Origin of the sequence: Thermus parvatiensis (genome assembly GCF_001535545.1) — a bacterium.
Classification (GTDB): Bacteria; Deinococcota; Deinococci; order Deinococcales; family Thermaceae; genus Thermus; species Thermus parvatiensis.
Genome location: NZ_CP014141.1, coordinates 1,216,634 through 1,237,182 on the forward strand (window position 1 = coordinate 1,216,634; position 20,549 = coordinate 1,237,182).

Here is a 20,549-nt window from a genome sequence, read left to right on the forward strand (position 1 = left end):
AGCTACCACCTGCCCGCCAGGATTTGCAGGCCCCGGAGGAGGACGACCCCCGCCACGAGAAGCGCCCCCAGCCTCGCCTCCTCGGAGAGGAGATAGACGAGGAGGAGGTAGCCGAAGATGGCCCCGAAGGGGATGGGGTAGATCCCCTTGCGCCGCCTCCTCCAGAAGAGGAGGTGGTAAAGCCCCGCCACCCCAAGGCCGAAGAGGGTAGCCCAGAGGGTCTCCGCTGGCCGCCAGACGAGGAAGAAGCCGAGGGAGGGGGCGATGCCGCCGCCGCCCCTGAAGCGGAAGAAAACGGGCCAGGTGTGCCCGGCCACGAGCAAGGCCCCGGCCCAGGGAAGGTAGGCCTCCGGGGTCAAAAGGGCCACCAGCGCCCCCTTGCCCAGGTCAAAGGCCACCGCGAGGAGGGCCGCCCAGGGCCCCTTCCTCCGGAAGACCCCCGAGCCCCCGGGGAGGTCCTTCCCCCGCACCTCCGGGAAGAAGAGGAGCCCGGCCACCAAGGAGCCCACAAGGTAGGCGAAAACCAGGTGGGCCACGGGAGGATCTTACCAGGGCCTTGCCCCCTTGGGCGGGGTGGCCTATGCTAGGAGGTGGAAGTTTCCGTGAACCGCTTCCACCCGAGGGAACGATGAAGCGCAAAAAGCCCACCATCCACGACGTGGCGGCCAAGGCGGGCGTGGGCCTCGGCACCGTGAGCCGGGTCCTCAACGACCACCCCGCGGTGCGTCCCGAGACCCGGGCCCGGGTGCTTAGGGCCATGGAGGAGCTGGGCTACGCGCCCAACCCCCACGCCCGCAGGATCGCGGGGGGGCGGAGCTACACGGTGAGCGTCCTCCTCCCCTTCGTGGCCACCGAGTTCTACCGCAGGCTCGTGGAGGGGATTGAGGGCGTCCTCCTGGAGCAGCGCTACGACCTCGCCCTCTTCCCCATCCTCTCCCTGGCCCGGCTTAAGCGCTACCTGGAGAACACCACCCTGGCCTACCTCACCGACGGCCTCATCCTCGCCTCCTACGACCTCACGGAGCGCTTTGAGGAAGGAAGGTTGCCCACTGAGCGCCCCGTGGTGCTGGTGGACGCGCAAAACCCCCGCTACGACTCCGTCTACCTGGACAACCGCCTGGGGGGAAGGCTCGCCGGGGCCTACCTCGCCCGCTTCCCGGGGCCCATCTTCGCCATCACCGTGGAGGAGGAGCCCGACCGGGCCTTCAGCCGCACGGTCTTCGCCGAACGGATGGCGGGCTTCCAGGAGGCCCTGAAGGAGGCCGGCCGCCCCTTCTCCCCCGACCGGCTCTACACCACCCGCCACTCCCAGGAGGGGGGGCGCCTCGCCCTCCGCCACTTCCTGGAGAAGGCCTCCCCGCCCCTCAACGTCTTCGCCGGGGCGGACCAGGTGGCCCTCGGGGTCCTGGAAGAAGCGGTAAGGCTCGGCCTCACCCCCGGGAGGGACGTGCGGGTCCTGGGGTTTGACGGCCACCCCTTCGCCGAAGAGGTGGGGCTTTCCACCATCGCCCAGCCCGTGGAGGCCATGGGGGCCCGGGCGGCCCAGCTCCTCTTGGAGAGGATGCGGGGCTACCAGGGCCCGCCCCGGGAGGTGCGCTTTGAGCCCGTCCTCGTGGAGCGGGCCTCCACCGGCACCCCGCCCGCCGCCCTTTACGTGCCGTAAACTAGGCCCATGGGGTGGGAGCGGGTCGCCCACGGGGTGCGCTGGGTCATGGTCCTCCCGGTCCTGGGCCTGTTGCTGGGTTCCTTCTACTTCGCCTTCCACGCCCTCCTGGAGGCCGTCAAGGGGTTGTCCCAGGGCCTCGAGGCCGCCCTCCCCGCCCTGGTGGGCGCCGTGGACCTGGCCCTCCTCTCCGCCGTCTTCCTCATCTTCGGCCTGGGCCTCTTTGAGCTTTTCATCCACAAGCTGGACCTTCCCCTGGACAACGTCCTCCGGGTGAAAAGCCTCGCCGACCTCAAGGCCAAGCTGGGCCAGGTCATCGTCATGATCCTGGTGGTGAAGTTCTTTGAAAAGGCCCTCGCCTTCCAGCCCAAAGAGGCCCTGGACTTCTTCCTCTTCGCGGGAGGGGTCGCCCTCCTGGCCGGGGCCCTTTGGGTCTCCGCCCGGGAGTAGTGCTGGTCTATCTGGACCAAAACCACGCCAGCCGCATGGCCAAGCACCTCCTGGGGCAAAGGGGGCACGAGGCCTTCGGCAGGCTCTTCCTGGCCCTCAAGGGGAGGGCCATCGCCCCCCCAAGCCCCTTCCACGTCCTGGAGACCCTCTTTCCCCAAAGGGGCCCCGAGGAGAAGGCGGGCTACCTCCTCCCCGCCCTCAAGGAGGTCTTCGCCGCCCTCTCGGGCGGCTACTGGGTCCGGCCCTGGCAGGAGGTGGCCGCAAGGCAGCGCTGGGGGCTCCACCGGGAGGACCTCCTCTCCGAGGAGGGAAGCTGGGAGACCCCGGCGGACCTCTCCCCCTTTAAGGGGCTTCCCGAGGCCCTCCGCGGCCTGCCCTACGGGGAGGCCCACGCCCTGGCCTTAAAGGAGATCCGGGAGCGGACCGGGCTTGAGGAGGTGCCTTTCGTGCGGCTCCTCGCCCGCCTCCTCGCCCGGATGGCCTCCGACAGCCACCGCAGGCCCCGCCCCTCCGACCTCCTGGACGCGGTGATGGCGGCCACGGTCTACCCCTACGTGGACCTCCTCCTCACCGACCGCTACCTGCGAAACCTCCTCCCCGAGAAGAGCGTGGGGGGGCGGAGGAAAGAGGTGGAGGCCCTGGTCCGGCGCCTCTTAGAGGAGTAGACTCCGGGGCGTGAGAGGCATCCGGGACCCCCGCCTCCTCCCCATCGCCGAGAAGGTGATGGAGGGGAAAAGGCTTTCCTTTGAGGACGGCCTCGTGCTCTACGAGACCCGGGACCTCCCCACCCTCATGCGCCTCGCCAACCTGGTGCGGGAAAGGAAGCACGGGCACAAGACCTACTTCGTCCACTCCATCCGCGTCTCCCAGACCAACATCTGCTACGTGGGGTGCACCTTCTGCGCCTTCCAGAGGCGCTTCGGCGAGGAAGGGGCCTGGGACTGGGACGTGGACGAGGTGGTGGCCTGGGTAAAGGAGCGCTACCAGCCGGGGCTCACGGAAATCCACCTCACGGCGGGCCACCACCCCAAAAGGCCCTTCGCCTACTACCTGGACCTGGTACGGGCCCTGAAGGAGAACTTCCCCGGGGTCCAGGTGAAGGCCTGGACCGCGGCGGAGATCCACCACTTCTCCAAGATCGCCCGCCTCCCCTACCGGGAAGTTTTGCAGGCCTTAAAGGAGGCGGGCCTGGACGCCATGCCGGGAGGCGGGGCGGAGATCTTCGCCGAAAGGGTGCGCAGGAAGATCGCCCGGGCCAAGGTCTCGGCGGAAGGGTGGCTGGAGATCCACCGCACCGCCCACGAGCTTGGCATCCCCACCAACGCCACCATGCTCTACGGGCACATAGAAACCCTGGAGGAACGCCTGGACCACATGGACCGCCTCCGCCGCCTCCAGGACGAAACCGGGGGCTTCATGAGCTTCATCCCCCTGGCCTTCCAGCCGGACGGGAACCAGCTCGCCCGGGAGCTGGGCAAGAAGGAGTTCACCACGGGGCTGGACGACCTTAGAAACCTGGCCGTGGCCCGGCTTTACCTGGACAACTTCCCCCACATCAAGGGGTACTGGGCCACCTTAACCCCCGAGCTCGCCCAGGTCTCCTTGGACTGGGGGGTCACGGACGTGGACGGTACCCTGATTGAGGAGAGGATCGTCCACATGGCGGGCAGCCCCACGCCCCAGGGCCTCACCAAGCGGGAGCTCGCCCGCATCATCCTCATGGCGGGGCGGATCCCCGTGGAGCGGGACGCCCTCTACCGGGAGGTGCGGGTCTGGGACCGGGTGGAGGCGTGAGGCCCTACGTCCTGGGCCTTCCCCGCTACGCCAACGTCGCCCCCCTCCACCACTTCCTGAGGCTCGAGGGCTTCCGGGTTCTCCACGCCGTCCCCGCAGAGCTCAACCGCCTCCTCCTCTCGGGGGAGGTGGGGCTTTCCCTGGTCTCCAGCTACTTCTACCTCAAGCACCAGGACAGGCTGGGCCTCCTCCCCGACTTCTCCGTGGCCGTTCTGGGAAGGGTCTACTCGGTGAACCTCTTTCACAAGGGAGCGCTCCCCCACCTTGCCCGCGTGGCCCTCACCACGGAGAGCGCCACCAGCGTGGCCCTCCTAAAGCTCCTTCTGAAGGAGGCCGGGGCCGGGCCCCGCTACGAACGGCGGAAGGGGGGGCTGGAGCTCCTTTCCGCTTACGACGGCGTCCTTCTCATCGGCGACCAGGCCATAAAGGCCTACGCCGCCCTTCTTCCGGAAGTCCCGGAAACGCCCCACGCCCTCCCCACCCGCTTCGGGGAGGTGGAGGTGGCGGACCTCTCCACCCTGTGGTTTCAAAAGACCCACCTCCCCTTCGTCTTCGCCGTCTGGGCCTACAGGCGGGAAAACCCTCCCCCAAGGCCCTGGTGCAAGCCCTTAGGGAGGCCCGGCGGGAGGGCCTGGGACGGCTTAGGGAGGTGGCCGAGGCCGAGGCCCGAAGGCTCGGCGTCCATCCCCTCCTCCTCCAGCACTACCTCTGGAACTTCCGCTATCACCTGGAGGAGCCCGACCGCCTGGGGCTTAAGGCCTTCGCCGAGGCCCTCGGCCTCCCCTTCGCCCCTCTGTTTTATCCTGAGTAGCACTTGACATCATAAAGCGCTTGAGGTATCATCCGACCTGGGCGCAAGGCCCAGAGGAGGTGCGCATGCGTTGGAACCTGGACCCGACCCACACCAGCGTGGAGTTCGCCGTGCGGCATATGATGATCGCCACGCATATGATGATCGCCACGGTGAGGGGAACGATCAACCTCAAGGAGGGGTACGTGGAGACCGACGAGACCGGGAAGCCCATCCGGGTGGAGGCCCGGCTGGACGCGGCGAGCATCCACACCGGCGTGGCCGACCGGGACAACCACCTCCGCTCCTCGGACTTCCTGGACGTGGCCAACCACCCGGAGATCGTCTTCCGGAGCGAGAAGATCACCCCCCTGGGGGAGGGCCGCTACCGGGTGGAGGGGGAGGTCACCATCCGGGGGGTGACCCGGCCCCTCGCCTTTGAGGTGGAAACCCATGGCCCCGCGAAGGACCCCTGGGGGAACGAGCGCATCGCCGCCCACTTTGAGGGGAAGCTGAACCGGAAGGACTTCGGCCTCACCTGGAACATGCCCCTGGAGACCGGGGGGCTTCTCGTGGGCGAGGAGGTGCGCTTCAGCGTGGACACCGAGGCGGTGAAGGTCAAGGAGGCGGTGGCGCAGTAATGGCCTTTCCCCGGCGGCTTCTCTCCTTGAGCCTAAGGGTCAAGGACCTGGAAGCCGCCCTCTTCTTCTACCGGGACCTCCTGGGCCTAAAGGTGGAGGCCGACCCGCCCCGCTATCGGCTTTTCCCCGAAGGGAGGGGCTTCCTCTTGGAGCTTCTTCACGACCCCGGGGCCCCCTTAAGGCCCTACCCCTCCGTGGGCCTCTACCACTTCGCCCTCCTCCTGCCCCACCGCAAGGCCCTCGCCGGCGTCTTCCGCAGGCTCTTAGAAGCGGGGGCCCACTTTGAGGGGGCGGCGGACCACGGGGTCTCGGAGGCCCTCTACTTCCGCGACCCCGAGGGGAACGGCCTCGAGCTCTACCGGGACCGCCCCAAGGAAGCGTGGCCCAAGGGCCCCCTCATGTTCACGGCGCCCCTGAACCTGGAGAAGCTCCTTGCGGAAAACCCGGACCCCACCCCTCTTCCCCCCGAAACCCTTCTTGGACACCTCCACCTCCACGTGGAGGACCTGGCGGCGGCGGAGGCCTTTTTTAGCGGGAAGCTCGGCATGGAGGTGACCCTGCGCACCTACCCCGGGGCCCTCTTCTTCGCCTGGGACGGCTACCACCACCACGTGGGGGCGAACACCTGGGCGGGAAGGCGCAAGGCGCCCCCTGGGGCCACGGGGCTTCTGGACTACACCCTCCTTGCCCCTCCCGGCGTTCCCCCCGGGGAGCACCCCGACCCCACCGGGGCCTTGGCCCGGGTCTTGACGGAGCCCCCTCCCTCCCCGTAGACTCTAGACCAACTATGTGGACCCTAGGGCGCTACTTCGGCTTTTATTACCCCGCCGGGGGCGCCCTGCGGTCCGCGTAGGCCATACCGCGAAAAGGGCGCCCCCTAAAGGGGGCGCCCAAAGCTTTTGGGAGGGAAGCCATGTTGATCGTGATGAAGCGGGGGCACACGGAGGAGGAGCTTCAGGAGGTCGTCCGGGAAATAGAGAAGGTGGGCTACCGGCCCCACGTCTCCCGGGGCGTGGAGACCACCCTGGTGGGGGCCATCGGCCGGGGGCCCACCCCCGAGCTCATGGAGCACTTCCGGGCCCTGCCGGGAGTGGCCGAGGTCATCCCCATCTCCAAGCCCTGGAAGCTCGCGAGCCTCGAGGTCCAGCCCTTCCCCACGGTCCTGGAGTTCCCCACGGGGAAGACGGGGGGCGGCCACGTGATGGTGGCGGCGGGGCCTTGCGGGGTGGAGTCCCGGGAGCAGACCCTCAAGGCCGCCCACTACGTGAAGGCCCACGGGGCCCACATGCTCCGGGGGGGCGCCTTTAAACCCCGCACGAGCCCTTACGCTTTCCAGGGCCTGGGCCTCGAGGGCCTGAAGATCCTCGCCGAGGCCAAGAGGGAGACGGGCCTCCCCATCGTCACCGAGGTCCTCTCCCCGGAGCAGGTGGAGCTCGTGGCCGAGTACGCCGACGTCCTCCAGATCGGGGCGCGGAACGCCCAGAACTTTCCCCTGCTCCAGGCGGTGGGGGAGGCGGGGAAGCCCGTCCTCCTCAAGCGAGGGATGAGCATGACCCTGGAAGAGTTCCTCATGAGCGCGGAGTACATCCTCTCCCGGGGCAACATGCGGGTGATCCTCGTGGAGCGGGGCATCCGCACCTTTGAGAAGGCCACCCGCTTCACCTTAGACGTCGCCGCCGTGCCCGTCCTCAAGAGCTGGACCCACCTCCCCGTCTGGATAGACCCCTCCCACCCGGCGGGCAAGAGGGACTGGGTCATCCCCTTGGCCCTGGCGGGGCTCGCCGCGGGAGCGGACGGCCTCATCGTGGAGACCCACCCCGAGCCGGAAAAGGCCCTCTCCGACGCCGCCCAGCAGCTCCACGAGCACGAGTTCGCCGAGCTCATGGACAAGGTGCGCCGCCTGGTGGCCGCCCTGGACAAGACCCTCGCCGCCCCCGTCCTGGGATGAGGCCCCTCTTCGGCAAAGTCGGGGTCTTCGGCGTGGGCCTTTTGGGCGGGAGCGTGGCCCTGGGGATTAAGGAGCGCTTCCTCGCCGAGGAGGTCCACGCCTACGACCAGGACCCTATGGCCCTGGAGAAGGCCCTCTTTCTCGGCGTGGCCGACCGGGTGCACACCGAGGTGGGCCCCTGGGTGGGGGAGCTTGACCTGGGGATCCTCGCGGCCCCCGTGGGGGCGCTGGCCGAGCTGGGGAAGGCCCTCGCCCCCTGGGCCCACCCGGAGAGCCTCTGGACCGACGTGGGAAGCGTCAAGGCCAAGGTGGTGGCCGCCCTGGAAGGCCTCCTCCCCCACTACCTGGGGGGGCACCCCATGGCGGGAAGCGAACGGGCCGGGGTGGAGAACGCCCACGCCGGGCTTTTGCAGAACGCCGTCTGGGTCCTGACCCCCACGGAAAGGACGAGCCCCAGGGCCCGGGAGGGCGTGCGGCGGCTCGTGGAGGCCCTAGGGGCCTACCCCCTCGAGGTCCCTCCCCTCCTCCACGACGAGCTCGTGGCCCGCATCTCCCACCTCCCCTACCTCCTCGCCGTGGCCCTAAACCGCTTGGTGGCCCATAGCCCCCACAAGGACCTCCTCATGTTCCTGGCCGCCGGGGGCTTCCGCGACCTCACCCGGGTGGCCTCCGGCTCCCCCAGGATGAGCCGGGACATGGTGGTGGAGAACAAGGAGGCCCTGAAGGAGGCCATAGAGGAGCTCCGGGAGGTCCTCCTGGAGCTGGAAGGCCTCCTGGATGAGCCCGAAGGGTTGCTTCGGGCGGCGGAGGAGGCCAAGCGCACCCGGGACAGCCTCCCCATCGTGCGCCGAAGCCTCCTCCCCGAGATGCACGACCTCGTGGTCCAGGTGCCGGACCGGCCCGGGGAGATCGCCCGGATCGCCACCGCCCTGGGCGAGGCGGGGGTGAACATCAAGGACATAGAGGTCCTCACCATCCGGGAGGCGGCGGGGGCCCTCCGCCTCTCCTTCGCCACCCGGGAGGAGCGGGAAAGGGCCCGGCGCGTCCTCCAGGAGGCGGGCTACCGCCTGCCCTGAGGCGGGGCGAGGACCACCCGGCCCTTCCCCAGAGCCTTGGCCCGGTAGAGGGCCTGGTCGGCCCGGAGGAAGAGGTCCTCGAGGTCCCCCGCGTACACGGCCACCCCCAGGCTCGCCGAGACCCCTTCCTCCCGGAGGCGGCGCCCAAGCCGCTCCGCCACCTCCACCGCCTCCTTCTCTCCCGTCCCCGGGAGGAGGACGGCGAACTCGTCCCCGCCCCACCGGGCCACGAGGTCCCCCGGCGCACCCCCGAGACCAGGGCCTGGGCCAGCCGCCTGAGGTACCGGTCCCCCTCCTTGTGGCCCCGCTCGTCGTTTACCTGCTTGAAGCCGTCCAAGTCCAAAAGGACCAGGGCGAAGGGGGGCCCGCCCCGCTCCACCCGGGCCGCCTCCCGCTCTAGGGCCATCTCCAAGGCCCTGCGGTTGGGGAGGCCCGTGAGGGGACAAGTGAGGGCCCGCTCCCGCCAGAAGCGCACCTGGCCGTAGAGCTCCCGGAAGCGGGCGAGGAGCAGGGTGAGGGCGAGGAGGACGGGCTGGCTTGAAGCGAAGTGCCCCCAAGGCCAGGTGGGCCCCCCGCGGCCCAAAGGGCGAAGGCGGAGAGGAGCGCCGCCCAAAGGAGGCCCAAGGCCAAGGCCGGGGGGAGAGGGTAGGCGAAGGCCAGGAGGAGGTAGAGGGAGGGAGACCAGAAGCCCACCGCCCAGGGGAAGTCCCTTCCTCGCCAAAGTTCAAAGAGAAGGTAAGCCCCCAGGGCGTGGGCCAAGAGGCGAGGGGCCCGCCTCGGCCCCTGGAGAAGGGCGAGCCCAAAAAGGAGGGCGAAGAGAAGGTAAACCCCCCACTCCCCGCCCCTAGGCGGATGCCAGAAGAGCTGAAGCCCGATGCCCAAAGGAAGGCCCACCCAGGCGAGGACATAAAAGAGGCGGTAGAGGCCTTCCATGGCCCCATTATGGCCTCCCCGCCGTCAAAACGCCGTGAAAAACAAACAGGGCTTAGGGAAGGACCTTCCCTGGGTTGAAGAGGCCCAGGGGGTCCAGCGCCTCCTTGACCCGGTGGAGCGCCCCCAGGGTCTCGGGGTCCACCGCCTCCAGCATGAAGTCCCGCTTCATGAGGCCGATGCCGTGCTCCCCGGAGAGCACCCCCCCGTGCCTCAAGGCCACCCGGGCGATCTCGTGGGCGAGCTCCCAGACCTTCTCCTCACTCTCCTTCCTGGGGTCAAAGAGGATGTTGGGGTGGAGGTTCCCGTCCCCAATGTGGCCGAACTGCACCACCACGAGGCCGAAGGCCTTCCCCAAAGCCTCAATCTCCCGCACCACCTGGGGCAGGGCCGAGCGGGGCACGGCGATGTCCTCGTTCACCCGCTTGGGACGGATGCGGCCCAGGGCGGGGCTCACCGCCCGCCTGGCCCGCCAGAGGGCCTCGGCCTCCGCCTCGCCCGCCGCGCGGACCACCTCGGCCCCGTGACGGCGGGCGCTCGCCTCCACTAGGGAAAGCTCCTCCTCCACGAGGTCCGCCTCCTCCCCGTCCGTCTCCACCAGGAGGAGGGCCCGGCCCCGGGGCAGGCCCATCCTCAGGTAGTCCTCCACGGCGCCCGCGCAGGCCGGGTCCATGAACTCCATGCGGGCAGGCACGGCCCCCGAGGCCACCGCCTCGGAGACCGCCTCGGCCAGGGGCTCCACCCCGGGGAAGTGGGCCAGGAGGGCGGCCCGGTGCCGGGGCAAGGGGAGGAGGCGGAGCCTCGCCCCCGTCACCAGGCCCAAGGTCCCCTCCGAGCCGATGAGGAGGCCCGGCAGGTCGTAGGCGGCGCGCCCCTGGCGCTGGATTCCGCCCTCGTCGTCCACCCACTCCAGCTCCAAAACGTAGTCCCCGGTAACCCCGTACTTGAAGCAGAGGGGCCCCCCGGCGTTCTCCGCCAGGTTCCCCCCAGGGTGCTGGTGCGGTAGGAGGCGGGGTCCGGGGGGTAGAAGAGGCCATAGGGCCTCGCCGCCTCGGAGACCCGGGCCGTGGTCACCCCGGGCTCGGCCCAGGCCGTCTGGGTGTGGGGGTCCACCTCGAGGCGGGTCATCCGGGTGAAGGCCACCACGATGGCCCCCTCCTCCGGGACCGCCCCGCCGGAGAGGCCGCTTCCCGCCCCCGGGGCACCAGCGCCACCCCGTGCCGCCGGGCCAGGCGGACCAAAGCGGCCACCTCCTCCCGGCTTTCGGGCAGGACCACGGCCAAGGGTTCAGGCCCCACCAGGATGGCGTCGTAGCGGTAGACCTCCTTCGCCGCCCGGGAAAGGAGGGCCCGGGGGCCGAAAAGCGCCTTGAGCTCGTCCAGAACCCCTTGCGCCCGGGAAAGCGCCATGGGCTTAGGCTACCAGGAGGGGTCGCAAAAGGACGTGGAATCGGGCCTCACCACGTTCACGGCGCCCACATAAGGCCCCAGGACTCCGCCCCGCACTCCCCGCACCCAGAGGCGCCTATCGGGCCTCACCTCTATACCCTGCGTCCCAGCCCCCAACACCCGGCCTTCGGGGCTCACCGTGAGAAAACCCCGGACCTCGGGCCCAGCGAAAGGCCTCTCAAGGTATAGGGTCTCCTCCTCCAAGGCCTCGGAGGGAGGGGTGCCGTCGGGCACCCAGTAAAACAAAAGCCCCTCCACCCAGCCGTCCAGGGTGAGGCGGAAGTCCAACTGGGTGTTCCCTTGCGTGCAGTAGGTGGGCTGGGTCTCCAAGCGCACGATCTTGTAGGGTAAGCGCACCTCCACCGTAAGGGCACAGGCGGCGAGCAAAAGGCCGATCCCGAAAAGCCCTAAGGTCCGCATATTTTCAGCATATGCCCCTTTGAGGTCCCCGGGGAGTTGGAAGCGGGTAAACCCGCCTTTAGACTGCGAAGCATGGCCTACTGGCTCTTGAAGTCCGAACCCCAGGTGTACGGCATTGAGGACCTTGAGCGGGAAGGCCGGGCCATCTGGGACGGGGTGCGGAACTACCAGGCCCGGAACTACCTGATGGAGATGCAAGAAGGGGACCTCTGCTTCTTCTACCACTCGTCCGCCACCCCTCCGGGCATCGTGGGGCTCTGCCGGGTGGTGGCCACCCGCCTTCCCGACCCCACCCAGTTTGACCCGGAAAGCCCCTACTACGACCCTAAGGCCACGCCGGAGAAGCCCCGCTGGTACACGGTGGAGGTGGCCTTCGTGGAGAAGTGGCCCCTCGTCCCCCTCGCCGAGCTCAAGGCCCTCTTCCCCCCGGACCACCCCCTGGTGAAGCGGGGAAACCGGCTTTCCGTGATGCCGGTTCCCCCGGAGGTGGCGGAAGCCCTTATTGCACGGAGAGGGTCCCGATGATCTTGAAGAGGGGCAGGAACATCCCCGCCACGATCATGCCCACGATGACGCCCAGGAAGATGATCATGAGGGGCTCAATGGCCGCGGTGAGGCTCGCCACCGCCTCGTCCACCTCCCGCTCGTAGAAGTCAGCGATCTTGGAGAGCAGGGTGTCCAGGGCACCCGTCTCCTCGCCGATGGCCACCATGGAGCTCACCATGGGGGGGAAGACGAAGGGGTGCTGGGCCAGGGTGAGGTTCAGGGGATCGCCCTGTTGAATCTTGAGCTTGGCGGCCTCCACGATCTCCTCCACCACGCGGTTGCCCGCCGTGCCCTTGGTGATATCCAGAGCCTCCACGATGTTCACCCCGCTTGAGAGGAGGAGGGCCAGGGTGCGGGAAAAGCGGGCCACCGCGGTCTTGCGGTTGAGGTCGCCGAAGACGGGGAGGCGGAGCTTAAGGCGGTCAATGACCCTACGCCCCTGGGGGGTGCCGTAATACCAGCGGTAGGCGAAAAAGAGGGCCAAGGCGAGGAGGAGAAGGGGCAGGGTGGCCGCCCTAAGAAGGTCGGAGACGGCGATGAGGAAGCGGGTGAGGAGGGGAAGCTCGGAGCCTAAATCCGTGAGGATCTGGGCGAACTGGGGCACGATCCCCGTGAGGAGGAAGTAGGCCACGCCCACGGCGAAGACAAAGACGATGACCGGGTAGGTCATGGCGCTCCGGATCTTGCCCCTTAGCTCCAGCTCTTTCTCCAGGAAGGTTGCCAGGCGGTCCAGGATGACGTCCAGGCCCCCGAGGTCTCCCCCGCCCGCACCAGGTTCACGTAGAGGCGGGAGAAGAGCTTGTGCTTGGAGAGGGCCTCGGAGAAGGCCATGCCGCCCTCTATGTCCGCGCGCACCTGCTTGAGGATCTCCCGGAACTTCTTGTTCTCCGTCTGGCGCTCCAGGATGGCCAGGGACTGAAGAAGGGTGAGGCCCGCCCCCAGCATGGTGGCGAGCTGCCGGGAGAAGATGGCGAGGTCCTTGAGGCCGGGGCCCCTCTCCAAGGCGGGAAGGCGCACCTCCGCCTGCAGGCCCTTCCCCGGCTCCTTGATCTCGGCCACGAAGAGGCCCCGGTCGCGGAGGAGCCTCGCGGCGGTGCGGAGGTCCTCGGCCTCAATAGTGGCCTCCACCAGACGGCCCTGGCGGTCCCGGGCCTTATACTGGTAGACCGGCATGGAAAGAGTATACCAGGAGGCCCTGGCCAAAGCGGCGGAGACCCTCAAGGGAGGGGGTCTGGTGGCCTTCCCCACGGACACGGTCTGGGGGGTGCTCGCCCTCATGGAGGACGAGGCCGCTTGCAAGAGGATCTACGAGGTCAAGGGTAGGCCCGAGAGCAAGCCCCTGCAGGTGCTGGTGGCGGACCTGGAAAGCGCCCTGAAGCTCGCCGAGCTTGGAACCCTTGAGAAAAAGTTCCTGCGCCTGGCGAAAGCCTTCTGGCCCGGCGGGCTCACCGTGGTGGTTCCCGGGAAGGCCACCCCCCCTGGATCAGCCGGGACGGCTCCGTGGGCCTGAGGATGCCGGCCCACGAGACCCTGCGGGAACTCCTCCGCCGGGTGGGGGGGCATGTGGCCGCCACCAGCCTGAACCGGAGCGGCGAGCCCCCTGTGCGCACGGAGGCCGAGGCCCGGACCTTTGCCGTGGACTACGTCTTCCCCGGGGAGGCGGGGGGGCTCGCCTCCAGCGTGGTGGACCTCCGCACCGGGGAGGTCCTGCGGGAAGGGGCGATCCCCAAGGAGGCCCTTCTCGCCTACCTCCGGTAGGCCATGGAGGAAGCCCCGAGCCTCAAAACCCTCCTCCTCGCCGTCCTCTTCGCCGCGGGAAGGCCCGTGGCCCTCAAGGAGCTTAGGGCCCTGGGCCACCCCGAGGAGGCCGTTCTCCGCGCCCTCAAGGCCCTGGAGCGGGACCTCGAGGCCGGCCACCTGGGCGTGGCCCTGGAGCGGGTGGCGGGGGGTGGCGGCTCGTGGTCCACCCCAAGGCCTTGGAGGCGGTGGAGCGCGTCCTTAAGCCCTCCCCGCCCAGGCTCTCCCGGGCGGCCCTCGAGGTCCTGGCCCTCGTGGCCTACCACCAGCCCGTGACCCGGGCGGAGCTTGAGGCCATGCGGGGAAGGAGCGTGGAGGGCGTCCTGGAAAGCCTCTTGGAACGGGGCCTCGTCCGGGTGGTGGGGGAGAAGGAAGCCCCCGGCCGCCCCAAGCTCTACGGCACCACGGAGCGCTTTCTGGAGGTCTTCGGCCTGGAGAGCCTAGAAGACCTCCCCCCGCTCAGGGAGGACGGCCCACCCCTCCTCCTCCGCGGCTAGGGCCTCCCGGGCGGGGACGGGGAGGGGGCTAAAGAGCTCGTTCTGCCGCACGAAGGCCAGGAGAAAGCGGCCCAAGAGGCGCATCTGGCTTTTGTGGGCCCGGATGGCCTTCTCCTTGAGGCGGACCTCCTCCTCGCTCAAGGGGAAGCGCTGCCAGGGAAGCCCCCGGCCTCGAGGGGGCGGGTAGAGGGGAAGCCTGGGGTGGAGGCCCTTGGGCAAAGGGTACTGGTACCCCCGTGGACGATGTAGTAGAGGAGGCGGTCCTCCAAGCCGAGAAGGGCCGCCGCCCGCATGCCGAAGTAGGCCGTGGCCTGGTGGTCCCGGTGGGCGTCCAAAGGGCTTGGCAGGAGGATCCGGGTGGGCCTGAAGGACCGCAAGACCTCCACCAAGAGGGCCTCCAGGGCCTTCCCCGTGTAGGGGAGGCCCGGCTGGTGGCACCCCGGGTAGGCCACCGCCTTAAGCCCCGTGTAGGGGCTCTCGTAGGGCAGGTAGTAGTGGGTGGTAAAGAGGGGGTAGAGGCCCTGGTCGGGAAAGCCCAGGAAGAGGGCGCTTTCCTGGGGAAGGCCCAAGGCCTCGAGGCCCCGCCTGGCCTCCACCATCCGCCTCAGGGCCAGGCGGCGCAGGGCCTTTGGGGAAGGAAGCGGGCTTCCCGCCGCCAGGTCAAAGGCGTCCCCCGAGGTGAGGTAGACCACCCTCACCTCCCCCCCTTCCCGCGCCACCCGCCCCATGAGCCCCCCGCGGCCAGCACCTCGTCGTCGGGGTGGGGGGCGAGCACGAGGAGGCGCTCGCCCGAAAGGGGCGGGGGAAAAAGGGGGAGGCGCCGGACCCGGGCCGAGGCCACGAGGGCGTGGTAGCCGGCGAAGAGGAAGCGGCCGTTGATGAAGGCCCAGACCCCGAGGGCCGCCGCCAGGACCATGAGCCGTTCCGCCCAGAGGAGGCCCAGCCACAGGCGCGCCGCCTCCGCCACCCCCAGGTAGAGGACGAGGAGGAGGACGAGCCACTGCCAGGGCCTAAGCCGACGCATGGGGGCATTTTACGGGGCCTATAGACTGGGGGCGTGGCCCAGGTGCGAAAGGCCCACCTCAAAGACCTCGCGGCCATCGCCCGCCTCTCCCACCAGACCCTCTTCCTCGGCAGGGAAGGCCCAAAGGTCTTCCCCAGTGAAACCCTCTGGGGAGCCCTCTTCGTGGCCCCCTACCTGGAGGCCGGCTGCTGCAACCTGGTGGCCGAGGAGGAAGGCCGGGTGGTGGGCTACATCCTCGGGGCCTGCGCCGACCGGCCCCTCGCCCTCGCCTTCGCCAAGCGCCTGCTTTGGGCCCTTCCCCGCCTCCTCCTCGGGCGGTTCGGCCCTCCCCTTCCCCACCTCCGCTACCTCCTCCGCCTCCTCCGCTACCCGGGGCCCAAGGCCCCCAAGGACCGCTACCCGGCCCACCTGCACATCGCCGTAGCCCCCGAGGCCCAGGGCCACGGGGTGGGCAAGGCCCTCCTCGCCGCCTTCCTCAAGTGCTTGCGGGAAAAGGGGGTACCGGGGGTGCAGCTCGCCACCACCCGGGCCAACCGCGCCGCCCGGGGCCTCTACCGGGCCATGGGGTTTCGGGTGTACGCCAAGCGGGCGAGCCCCTTCTGGGCCCCCTACCTGGGCCGGCCCCTGATCCACGAGGTCTGGGTGCGGGACCTGGAGTAGACTGAGCCCATGCTGGACTTCTACGCCCTGGAGGACCTCCTCACCCCGGAAGAGAAGGAGGTCCAGAAGGCTGCCCGCCGCTTCCTGGAAAAGGAGGCCCTGCCTTACATCCGCGACTGGTGGGAGGAAGGGGTCTTCCCCGTCCACCTCATCCCCAGATTCGCCGAGCTCGGCTTCCTGGGCCCCACCCTGCCCCCGAGTACGGGGGGCGGGGGTGACGAGCGCCGCCTACGGGCTCATCGCCTACGAGCTGGAACGGGTGGACTCGGGGCTTAGGAGCTTCGTGAGCGTGCAAAGCTCCCTGGTCATGTACCCCATCTACGCCTTTGGCAGCGAGGAGCAGAAGCGGGAGTTCCTGCCCAAGCTGGCCCGGGGGGAGATGGTGGGGGCTTTCGGCCTCACCGAACCCGATGGGGGGTCGGACCCCTACGGCAACATGAAGACCAAAGCCCGCCTCGAGGGGAACACCTGGGTCCTGAACGGCACCAAGATGTGGATCACCAACGGCAACCTGGCCCATATCGCCATCATCTGGGCCAAGGACGAGGAGGAGCGGGTTCTGGGCTTCATCGTTCCCACCGACACCCCGGGCTTCCAGGCCCAGGAGGTGAAGCACAAGATGAGCCTGAGGGCCTCAGTGACCAGCGAGCTGGTGCTGGAGGAGGTGAGAGTGCCCGAGGCCCTGCGCCTGCCCAAGGCTGAGAGCCTCAAGGCCCCCTTTCCTGCCTCACCCAGGCTCGCTTCGGCATCGCCTGGGGGGTTCTGGGAGCCTTGGAGGCGGTGTACACCGAGGCAGTGGAGTTCGCCAAAAGCCGGAGCACCTTCGGCGAGCCCATCGCCAAAAAGCAGCTGGTGCAGGCCAAGCTGGCGGAGATGCTGGCGGATCACACGGAGGGGCTGCTTCTCGCCTGGCGCCTGGCCCGGCTAAAGGACGAGGGGAAGCTCAAGCCGGCCCAGGTTTCCCTGGCCAAGCGGCAGAACGTGTGGAAGGCTCTTAAGGCCGCCCGCCTAGCCCGGGACATCCTGGGGGGAAGCGGCATCACCCTGGAGTACCACGCCATCCGTCACATGCTCAACCTGGAAACCGTCTACACCTACGAGGGCACCCACGACATCCACACTCTGGTCCTGGGGCGGGAGGCCACGGGGCTGAGCGCCTTCTAAAGCATGGTCATCGCCTTCACAGGGGATCCCTTTCTGGCCAAGGAGGCCCTCCTCCAGGAGGCCTCCCTTCGGGGCCTCACCCACTTCAGCGAACCCACCCCGGAAGCCCTGGCGGAGACCCTAAGCCCCGGGCTTTTCGGGCAAGCCGGGGCCATGCTGGACCTGAGGGAGGTGAGCGAGGGGGAGTGGAAGGCGTTAAAGCCCCTTCTGGAAAACGTCCCCGAGGAGGTGGCCGTGCTTATCCTTGATCCCAAGCCCACCACCGCCCGGGCCGCCTTCTACCGCACCCGGGAGCGGCGGGACTTCCCCACCCCGAAGGGCAAGGACCTCGTCCGCCACCTGGAAAACCGGGCCAAGCGGCTGGGGTTCAGGCTACCCGCCGGCATCGCCCAGTACCTGGCCTCCCTGGAAGGGGACCTCGAGGCCCTGGAACGGGAGCTGGAGAAGCTCGCCCTTCTCCCACCTCCCCTCACCCTGGAGAAGGTGGAACGGGTGGTGGCCCTAAAGCCCCCGTAAGCGGGTTTGACCTGGTGCGGGCGGTTTTGGAAGGGGAGGCCAAGGCCGCCTTTCGCCACCTAAGGCGGCTAAGGGAGGAGGGGGAGGAGCCCCTAAGGCTCCTTGGGGCCTTCGCCTGGCAGTTTTCCCTTCTGGCCAGGGCCTGGATGCTCCTTGAGGAAAACCCCAGGCCCACGGAAGCCGACCTCGCCCGCCTCGAGGCCCATCCCTACGCGGCCAAGAGGGCGCTGGAGCTGGCTCGAGGCCTCTCGAAGGAAGCCCTCGAGGCCAGCCTGGACGCCTTGATCCAGGCAGAGCGCCGGGCCAAGGAGGGCAAGGATCCCTGGCTGGCCCTGGAAAGGGCGGTCTACACCCTCCTCCACCTCACCCCGGCAGAACCTGCGTGACACCCCCCAAAGGAGTCCTCCAGGGAATCCTTCCCCAAGGAGTTGACCCGCGGGTCAGTCCTGGGTTAGCCTCCTTCCATGCTAAGCCCAGATCTGGTGGAAACCCTCCTGCGGCAAGCCCTAAAGGGCGGGGCCGACTTCGCCGAGATCTATGCGGAGCGCTCCCGGAGGCGGCGCATGATCGTGCGTTCGGGCCGCCTGGAGGAGGCCATCTCCGGCCTGGACTACGGGGCGGGCCTCCGCCTTTTCTTCGGCACCGAGGTGGTCTACGCCTACACCAACCAGCTCACCCGCGAAGGCCTTCTGGAAGCCCTGGAAACCCTTCTCCGGGCCAAGGGAGCCGTGGGCCAGGTGGACGAACGGGGTGCCGGGGGCCTGGACTTCCGCAAGGCTCTCCCCAAGGGCCTTCACACCCCCAGGACACCCTACGGGGAAAAGGACAAGCGCTACCGTCTGGAAAGGCTTCTGGAGGCGGAGGCCGGCGCCAGGATCGCCCCGGAGATCAGGCAGGTGGAGGCCAGCCTCCAGGAATGGGAGCAGGAAGTCCTGATCGCCAACACGGAGGGCACGTGGGCCGAGGAAAAGAGGGTCCGCACCCGGCTTTTCGTGCTGGCGGTGGCCCAAGACGGCACGGAGGTGCAAACGGGCTACGCGGCCCCTGGCAAGAGCGTGGGGCTGGAACTCTTCGACCTCTTCCCCCCAAGGAGGTGGGGGCCAAGGCCGCCCGCCAGGCCCTCACCAACCTGCGGGCCAAGCCCGCCCCCGCCGGGACCATGCCCGTGGTGGTGGGGAACGCCTTCGGCGGGGTTATCTTCCACGAGGCCCTGGGACATCTCTTGGAAACCACCAGTGTGGCCAAAAAGGCCAGCGTCCTGGCCGATAGGCTTGGGGAGGAGGTGGCAAGCCCCGCGGTGACCTACATCGACGACGGCACCCTCCCCCACGCCTGGGGTTCCACGGAGGTGGACGACGAGGGCCGCCCCACGGAGCGCACGGTGCTCATCGAAAGGGGCATCCTCAAAAGCTACATGGTGGACCGCCTGGGCCACCTTCTCACCGGCTACCCCATGACCGGCTCGGGCCGCAGGCAGGACTACACCTTCGCCCCCACCTCGAGGATGCGCAACACCTTCATCGCCCCGGGGGACAAGGAGGTGGAAGACCTCATCGCCAGCGTGGAGTTCGGCCTCTACGCCAAGGAGTTGGGAGGCGGCCAGGTGAAGCCGGGCTCGGGGGAGTACAACTTCGCCGTGCAGGAGGGATACATCATCCGCCACGGGCGCCTGGAAGAACCCGTGCGCGGGGCCATGCTGGTGGGCAAGGGGCCGGAGACCATCAGGAAGGTGGTGGCCGTGGCCAAGGACTGGGAAAACGCCCCCGGGATGTGCGGGAGCCTCTCGGGAATGGTGCCCGTGGAGGTGGGCCAGCCCCATGTGCTGGTCTCCGAGATCGTGGTGGGAGGTAGGGCATGACGCTGGAGGAAGCCAAGCGGTACCTGTTAAGACGGGCGAAGGAACTGGGCCTCGAGGCGGAAGTCCTCTTCCAGGAGGAGCGGGAGCTTTCCTTAAGGGCCCGGCAAGGTACCCTGGAGGAGATCAAGGAGGCCCGCCAGGGGGGAATCGGCCTCAGGGTGGTGGTCCAAGGCCACGTGGGCTACGCCTACACGGAAGAGCTTTCCCCGGAGGCTTTAGAGTGGGCCCTATCGGAGGCCAGGGATAACGCCCTTCTTGCGGGAAAGGAGGGCTTCATCCCCCGGGCCAGGCTTTGGGAAGCCACGACCTTCTGGGAGAGGGCCTTTCTGCCCCCTGGAAGCCAAGAAGCAAAGCGCCCTAGAACTGGAAAGGGCCTTACGGGACGACCCCCGAACCCGAAGCGTCCTCATGGGGGGCTACATGGAAAAGGAGGTCCGGATGGCCCTCTCCAGCACCTTAGGGGCCGAGGGTGCCCTCCGCACTGGACTCGCTGGGCTGGGGGGTAGCCTGGTGATGGGGGATGGCCCAAGCCTCAAGCAAGGCTGGGACTTCAAGCTGGCCAAGGAGTTCCACGCCCTAGACCCCGGCCGCACCGCCTTGGAGATCCGGGAGAAGACCGCGAGGCTTTTGAACGCCAAACCTCTCCCCACGGGCCGCTACCGGGCCTATCTGGAGCCCAAGGCCATGGCGGGGCTTCTTTACGTGCTTTCCCGTTCCCTTTCCGCCAAAAGCGCCCTTGAGGGCAAAAGCCGCCTCCTGAACCGCTTAGGGGAACGGATCGCCTCGGAGTGGGTCACCCTGGTGGACGACCCCACCCTGGAAAAGGGCCTGGTTTCCCGTCCTTTTGACGCCGAAGGCACCCCGGCCCGGCGCACGGTGGTGGTGGAGAAGGGAATCTTCAAAACCTTCCTGCACAACGCGGAAACCGCCAGGGCCTTGGGCCAGGAGAACACCGGCCACGCCTTCCGCACCTACCGCGGAATCCTGGACGTGGCTCCCACCAACCTCTACCTGGAACCCGTGGGCAACCTGCGCCTGGAAAAGGGGGTCCTGATAACCGAGTTCATGGGCCTCCACGCCGGGGCGAACCCCGTGAGCCTGGACTTCTCTCTCCAGGCCCTAGGGCTTTGGGTGGAGGAGGGAGAGGTGCGCTATGCGGTGGAGAACTTCGCCGTCTCCGGGAACCTCCTGGAGCTTCTCCAGGGGGTGGAGGCGGTGGGGGACGACCTGGACTGGACCCTCCTGGACGCCGCCTACGGTAGCCCCACGGTGGCGGTGGCGGAGCTCTCCTTTGCCGGGGCATAGGGTAAAGCAAAATACGCTTAGT

At 68.6% G+C, this 20,549-nt stretch carries 13 protein-coding genes and 11 pseudogenes; 17 read left to right on the top strand and 7 right to left on the bottom strand.

What is annotated here, in order from left to right; all coding sequences use genetic code 11:
* Positions 1-2: 2 nt before the first annotated feature.
* Entirely contained in the window at positions 3-536 is a 534-nt protein-coding gene (locus AV541_RS06685; protein WP_060384549.1) for a glycerol-3-phosphate acyltransferase, read from the bottom strand.
* Positions 537-628: 92 nt separating this feature from the next.
* On the opposite strand from AV541_RS06685, the gene AV541_RS06690 reads away from it, so the two are divergent.
* The 9 genes and pseudogenes from AV541_RS06690 to AV541_RS06730 all read left to right on the top strand — a co-directional run bounded on the left by AV541_RS06690 (position 629) and on the right by AV541_RS06730 (position 8,362).
* Positions 629-1,663, top strand: coding sequence for a substrate-binding domain-containing protein (locus AV541_RS06690; protein ID WP_060384550.1), 1,035 nt, complete (start codon positions 629-631; stop codon positions 1,661-1,663).
* A 9-nt stretch (positions 1,664-1,672) separates the two neighbouring features.
* Positions 1,673-2,113 (top strand): YqhA family protein, encoded by a 441-nt coding sequence (locus AV541_RS06695; protein WP_060384551.1) that lies wholly within the window; start codon positions 1,673-1,675, stop codon positions 2,111-2,113.
* Positions 2,113-2,778: a hypothetical protein gene (locus AV541_RS06700; RefSeq protein ID WP_060384552.1), complete on the top strand. Its 666-nt coding sequence runs from the start codon at positions 2,113-2,115 to the stop codon at positions 2,776-2,778. The genes AV541_RS06695 and AV541_RS06700 overlap by 1 nt, the downstream gene beginning before the upstream one ends.
* A 10-nt stretch (positions 2,779-2,788) precedes the next feature.
* Positions 2,789-3,907 (top strand): aminofutalosine synthase MqnE, encoded by a 1,119-nt coding sequence (mqnE, locus tag AV541_RS06705; RefSeq protein WP_060384553.1) that lies wholly within the window; start codon positions 2,789-2,791, stop codon positions 3,905-3,907.
* Positions 3,904-4,718, top strand: a pseudogene (locus AV541_RS06710) (menaquinone biosynthetic enzyme MqnA/MqnD family protein). Before mqnE ends, AV541_RS06710 begins: the two are co-directional and overlap by 4 nt.
* 65 nt (positions 4,719-4,783) lie before the next feature.
* Positions 4,784-5,338, top strand: a complete 555-nt coding sequence (locus tag AV541_RS06715; RefSeq protein WP_060384554.1) for a YceI family protein — start codon at positions 4,784-4,786, stop codon at positions 5,336-5,338.
* Positions 5,338-6,111, top strand: a complete 774-nt coding sequence (locus AV541_RS06720) for a VOC family protein (protein WP_008632212.1) — start codon at positions 5,338-5,340, stop codon at positions 6,109-6,111. The genes AV541_RS06715 and AV541_RS06720 overlap by 1 nt, the downstream gene beginning before the upstream one ends.
* 140 nt (positions 6,112-6,251) lie before the next feature.
* Positions 6,252-7,286 (top strand): 3-deoxy-7-phosphoheptulonate synthase, encoded by a 1,035-nt coding sequence (gene aroF / locus AV541_RS06725; RefSeq protein ID WP_014629769.1) that lies wholly within the window; start codon positions 6,252-6,254, stop codon positions 7,284-7,286.
* The gene (locus AV541_RS06730) at positions 7,283-8,362 is read left to right on the top strand and encodes a prephenate dehydrogenase/arogenate dehydrogenase family protein (protein ID WP_014629770.1); all 1,080 of its coding nucleotides are present in this window, start codon (positions 7,283-7,285) and stop codon (positions 8,360-8,362) included. Before aroF ends, AV541_RS06730 begins: the two co-directional genes overlap by 4 nt.
* Here AV541_RS06730 and AV541_RS13590 read toward each other — a convergent pair.
* From AV541_RS13590 to AV541_RS06745, 4 genes and pseudogenes are all read right to left on the bottom strand, one after another.
* Positions 8,347-8,808, bottom strand: a pseudogene (locus AV541_RS13590) (GGDEF domain-containing protein); the annotation flags it as partial. The gene AV541_RS06730 and the pseudogene AV541_RS13590 sit on opposite strands and share 16 nt — an antisense overlap.
* A complete protein-coding gene (locus tag AV541_RS12470; protein WP_244880672.1) occupies positions 8,759-9,295 on the bottom strand; it encodes a hypothetical protein in 537 nt (178 codons plus the stop codon). The gene AV541_RS12470 and the pseudogene AV541_RS13590, both read right to left, overlap by 50 nt.
* A gap of 52 nt (positions 9,296-9,347) precedes the next feature.
* A pseudogene (locus AV541_RS06740) lies at positions 9,348-10,701 on the bottom strand (FAD-binding oxidoreductase).
* Positions 10,702-10,710: 9 nt separating this feature from the next.
* Positions 10,711-11,160, bottom strand: a complete 450-nt coding sequence (locus AV541_RS06745; protein WP_167345967.1) for a protein kinase family protein — start codon at positions 11,158-11,160, stop codon at positions 10,711-10,713.
* Between the two features lie 72 nt (positions 11,161-11,232).
* Here AV541_RS06745 and AV541_RS06750 point away from each other — a divergent pair, with 72 nt between their 5' ends.
* Positions 11,233-11,685 (top strand): EVE domain-containing protein, encoded by a 453-nt coding sequence (locus AV541_RS06750; RefSeq protein ID WP_060384555.1) that lies wholly within the window; start codon positions 11,233-11,235, stop codon positions 11,683-11,685.
* Here the strand turns inward: AV541_RS06750 and pilC are convergent.
* Positions 11,660-12,879: pseudogene (gene pilC, locus AV541_RS06755) on the bottom strand (type IV pilus assembly protein PilC). The gene AV541_RS06750 and the pseudogene pilC overlap by 26 nt on opposite strands.
* Between pilC and AV541_RS06760 the strand changes: the two are divergent.
* A pseudogene (locus AV541_RS06760) lies at positions 12,878-13,464 on the top strand (L-threonylcarbamoyladenylate synthase). The pseudogenes pilC and AV541_RS06760 overlap by 2 nt on opposite strands.
* 3 nt (positions 13,465-13,467) lie before the next feature.
* Positions 13,468-14,000: pseudogene (gene scpB, locus AV541_RS06765) on the top strand (SMC-Scp complex subunit ScpB).
* Here scpB and AV541_RS06770 read toward each other — a convergent pair.
* Positions 13,944-15,024: pseudogene (locus AV541_RS06770) on the bottom strand (PIG-L deacetylase family protein). The pseudogenes scpB and AV541_RS06770 sit on opposite strands and share 57 nt — an antisense overlap.
* Positions 15,025-15,057: 33 nt before the next feature.
* Here AV541_RS06770 and AV541_RS06775 point away from each other — a divergent pair.
* From AV541_RS06775 to AV541_RS06795, 5 genes and pseudogenes are all read left to right on the top strand, one after another.
* Positions 15,058-15,684, top strand: a complete 627-nt coding sequence (locus AV541_RS06775; RefSeq protein WP_041444442.1) for a GNAT family N-acetyltransferase — start codon at positions 15,058-15,060, stop codon at positions 15,682-15,684.
* 9 nt (positions 15,685-15,693) lie between these two features.
* A pseudogene (locus AV541_RS06780) lies at positions 15,694-16,848 on the top strand (acyl-CoA dehydrogenase family protein).
* A gap of 3 nt (positions 16,849-16,851) precedes the next feature.
* A pseudogene (gene holA / locus AV541_RS06785) lies at positions 16,852-17,750 on the top strand (DNA polymerase III subunit delta).
* Between the two features lie 78 nt (positions 17,751-17,828).
* Positions 17,829-19,222 (top strand): annotated as a pseudogene (locus AV541_RS06790) (TldD/PmbA family protein).
* Positions 19,219-20,527, top strand: a pseudogene (locus AV541_RS06795) (TldD/PmbA family protein). Before AV541_RS06790 ends, AV541_RS06795 begins: the two co-directional pseudogenes overlap by 4 nt.
* Positions 20,528-20,549: the final 22 nt, after the last annotated feature.

Excerpts from the sequence above, each read along its gene's own strand:
- AV541_RS06745 (WP_167345967.1), bottom strand. The coding sequence starts at position 11,160 with ATGCGGACCTTAGGGCTTTTCGGGATCGGCCTTTTGCTCGCCGCCTGT.
- AV541_RS06730 (WP_014629770.1), top strand. The coding sequence starts at position 7,283 with ATGAGGCCCCTCTTCGGCAAAGTCGGGGTCTTCGGCGTGGGCCTTTTG.
- aroF (WP_014629769.1), top strand. The coding sequence starts at position 6,252 with ATGTTGATCGTGATGAAGCGGGGGCACACGGAGGAGGAGCTTCAGGAG.
- AV541_RS06690 (WP_060384550.1), top strand. The coding sequence starts at position 629 with ATGAAGCGCAAAAAGCCCACCATCCACGACGTGGCGGCCAAGGCGGGC.
- AV541_RS12470 (WP_244880672.1), bottom strand. The coding sequence starts at position 9,295 with ATGGAAGGCCTCTACCGCCTCTTTTATGTCCTCGCCTGGGTGGGCCTT.
- AV541_RS06695 (WP_060384551.1), top strand. The coding sequence starts at position 1,673 with ATGGGGTGGGAGCGGGTCGCCCACGGGGTGCGCTGGGTCATGGTCCTC.
- AV541_RS06715 (WP_060384554.1), top strand. The coding sequence starts at position 4,784 with ATGCGTTGGAACCTGGACCCGACCCACACCAGCGTGGAGTTCGCCGTG.
- AV541_RS06750 (WP_060384555.1), top strand. The coding sequence starts at position 11,233 with ATGGCCTACTGGCTCTTGAAGTCCGAACCCCAGGTGTACGGCATTGAG.
- AV541_RS06720 (WP_008632212.1), top strand. The coding sequence starts at position 5,338 with ATGGCCTTTCCCCGGCGGCTTCTCTCCTTGAGCCTAAGGGTCAAGGAC.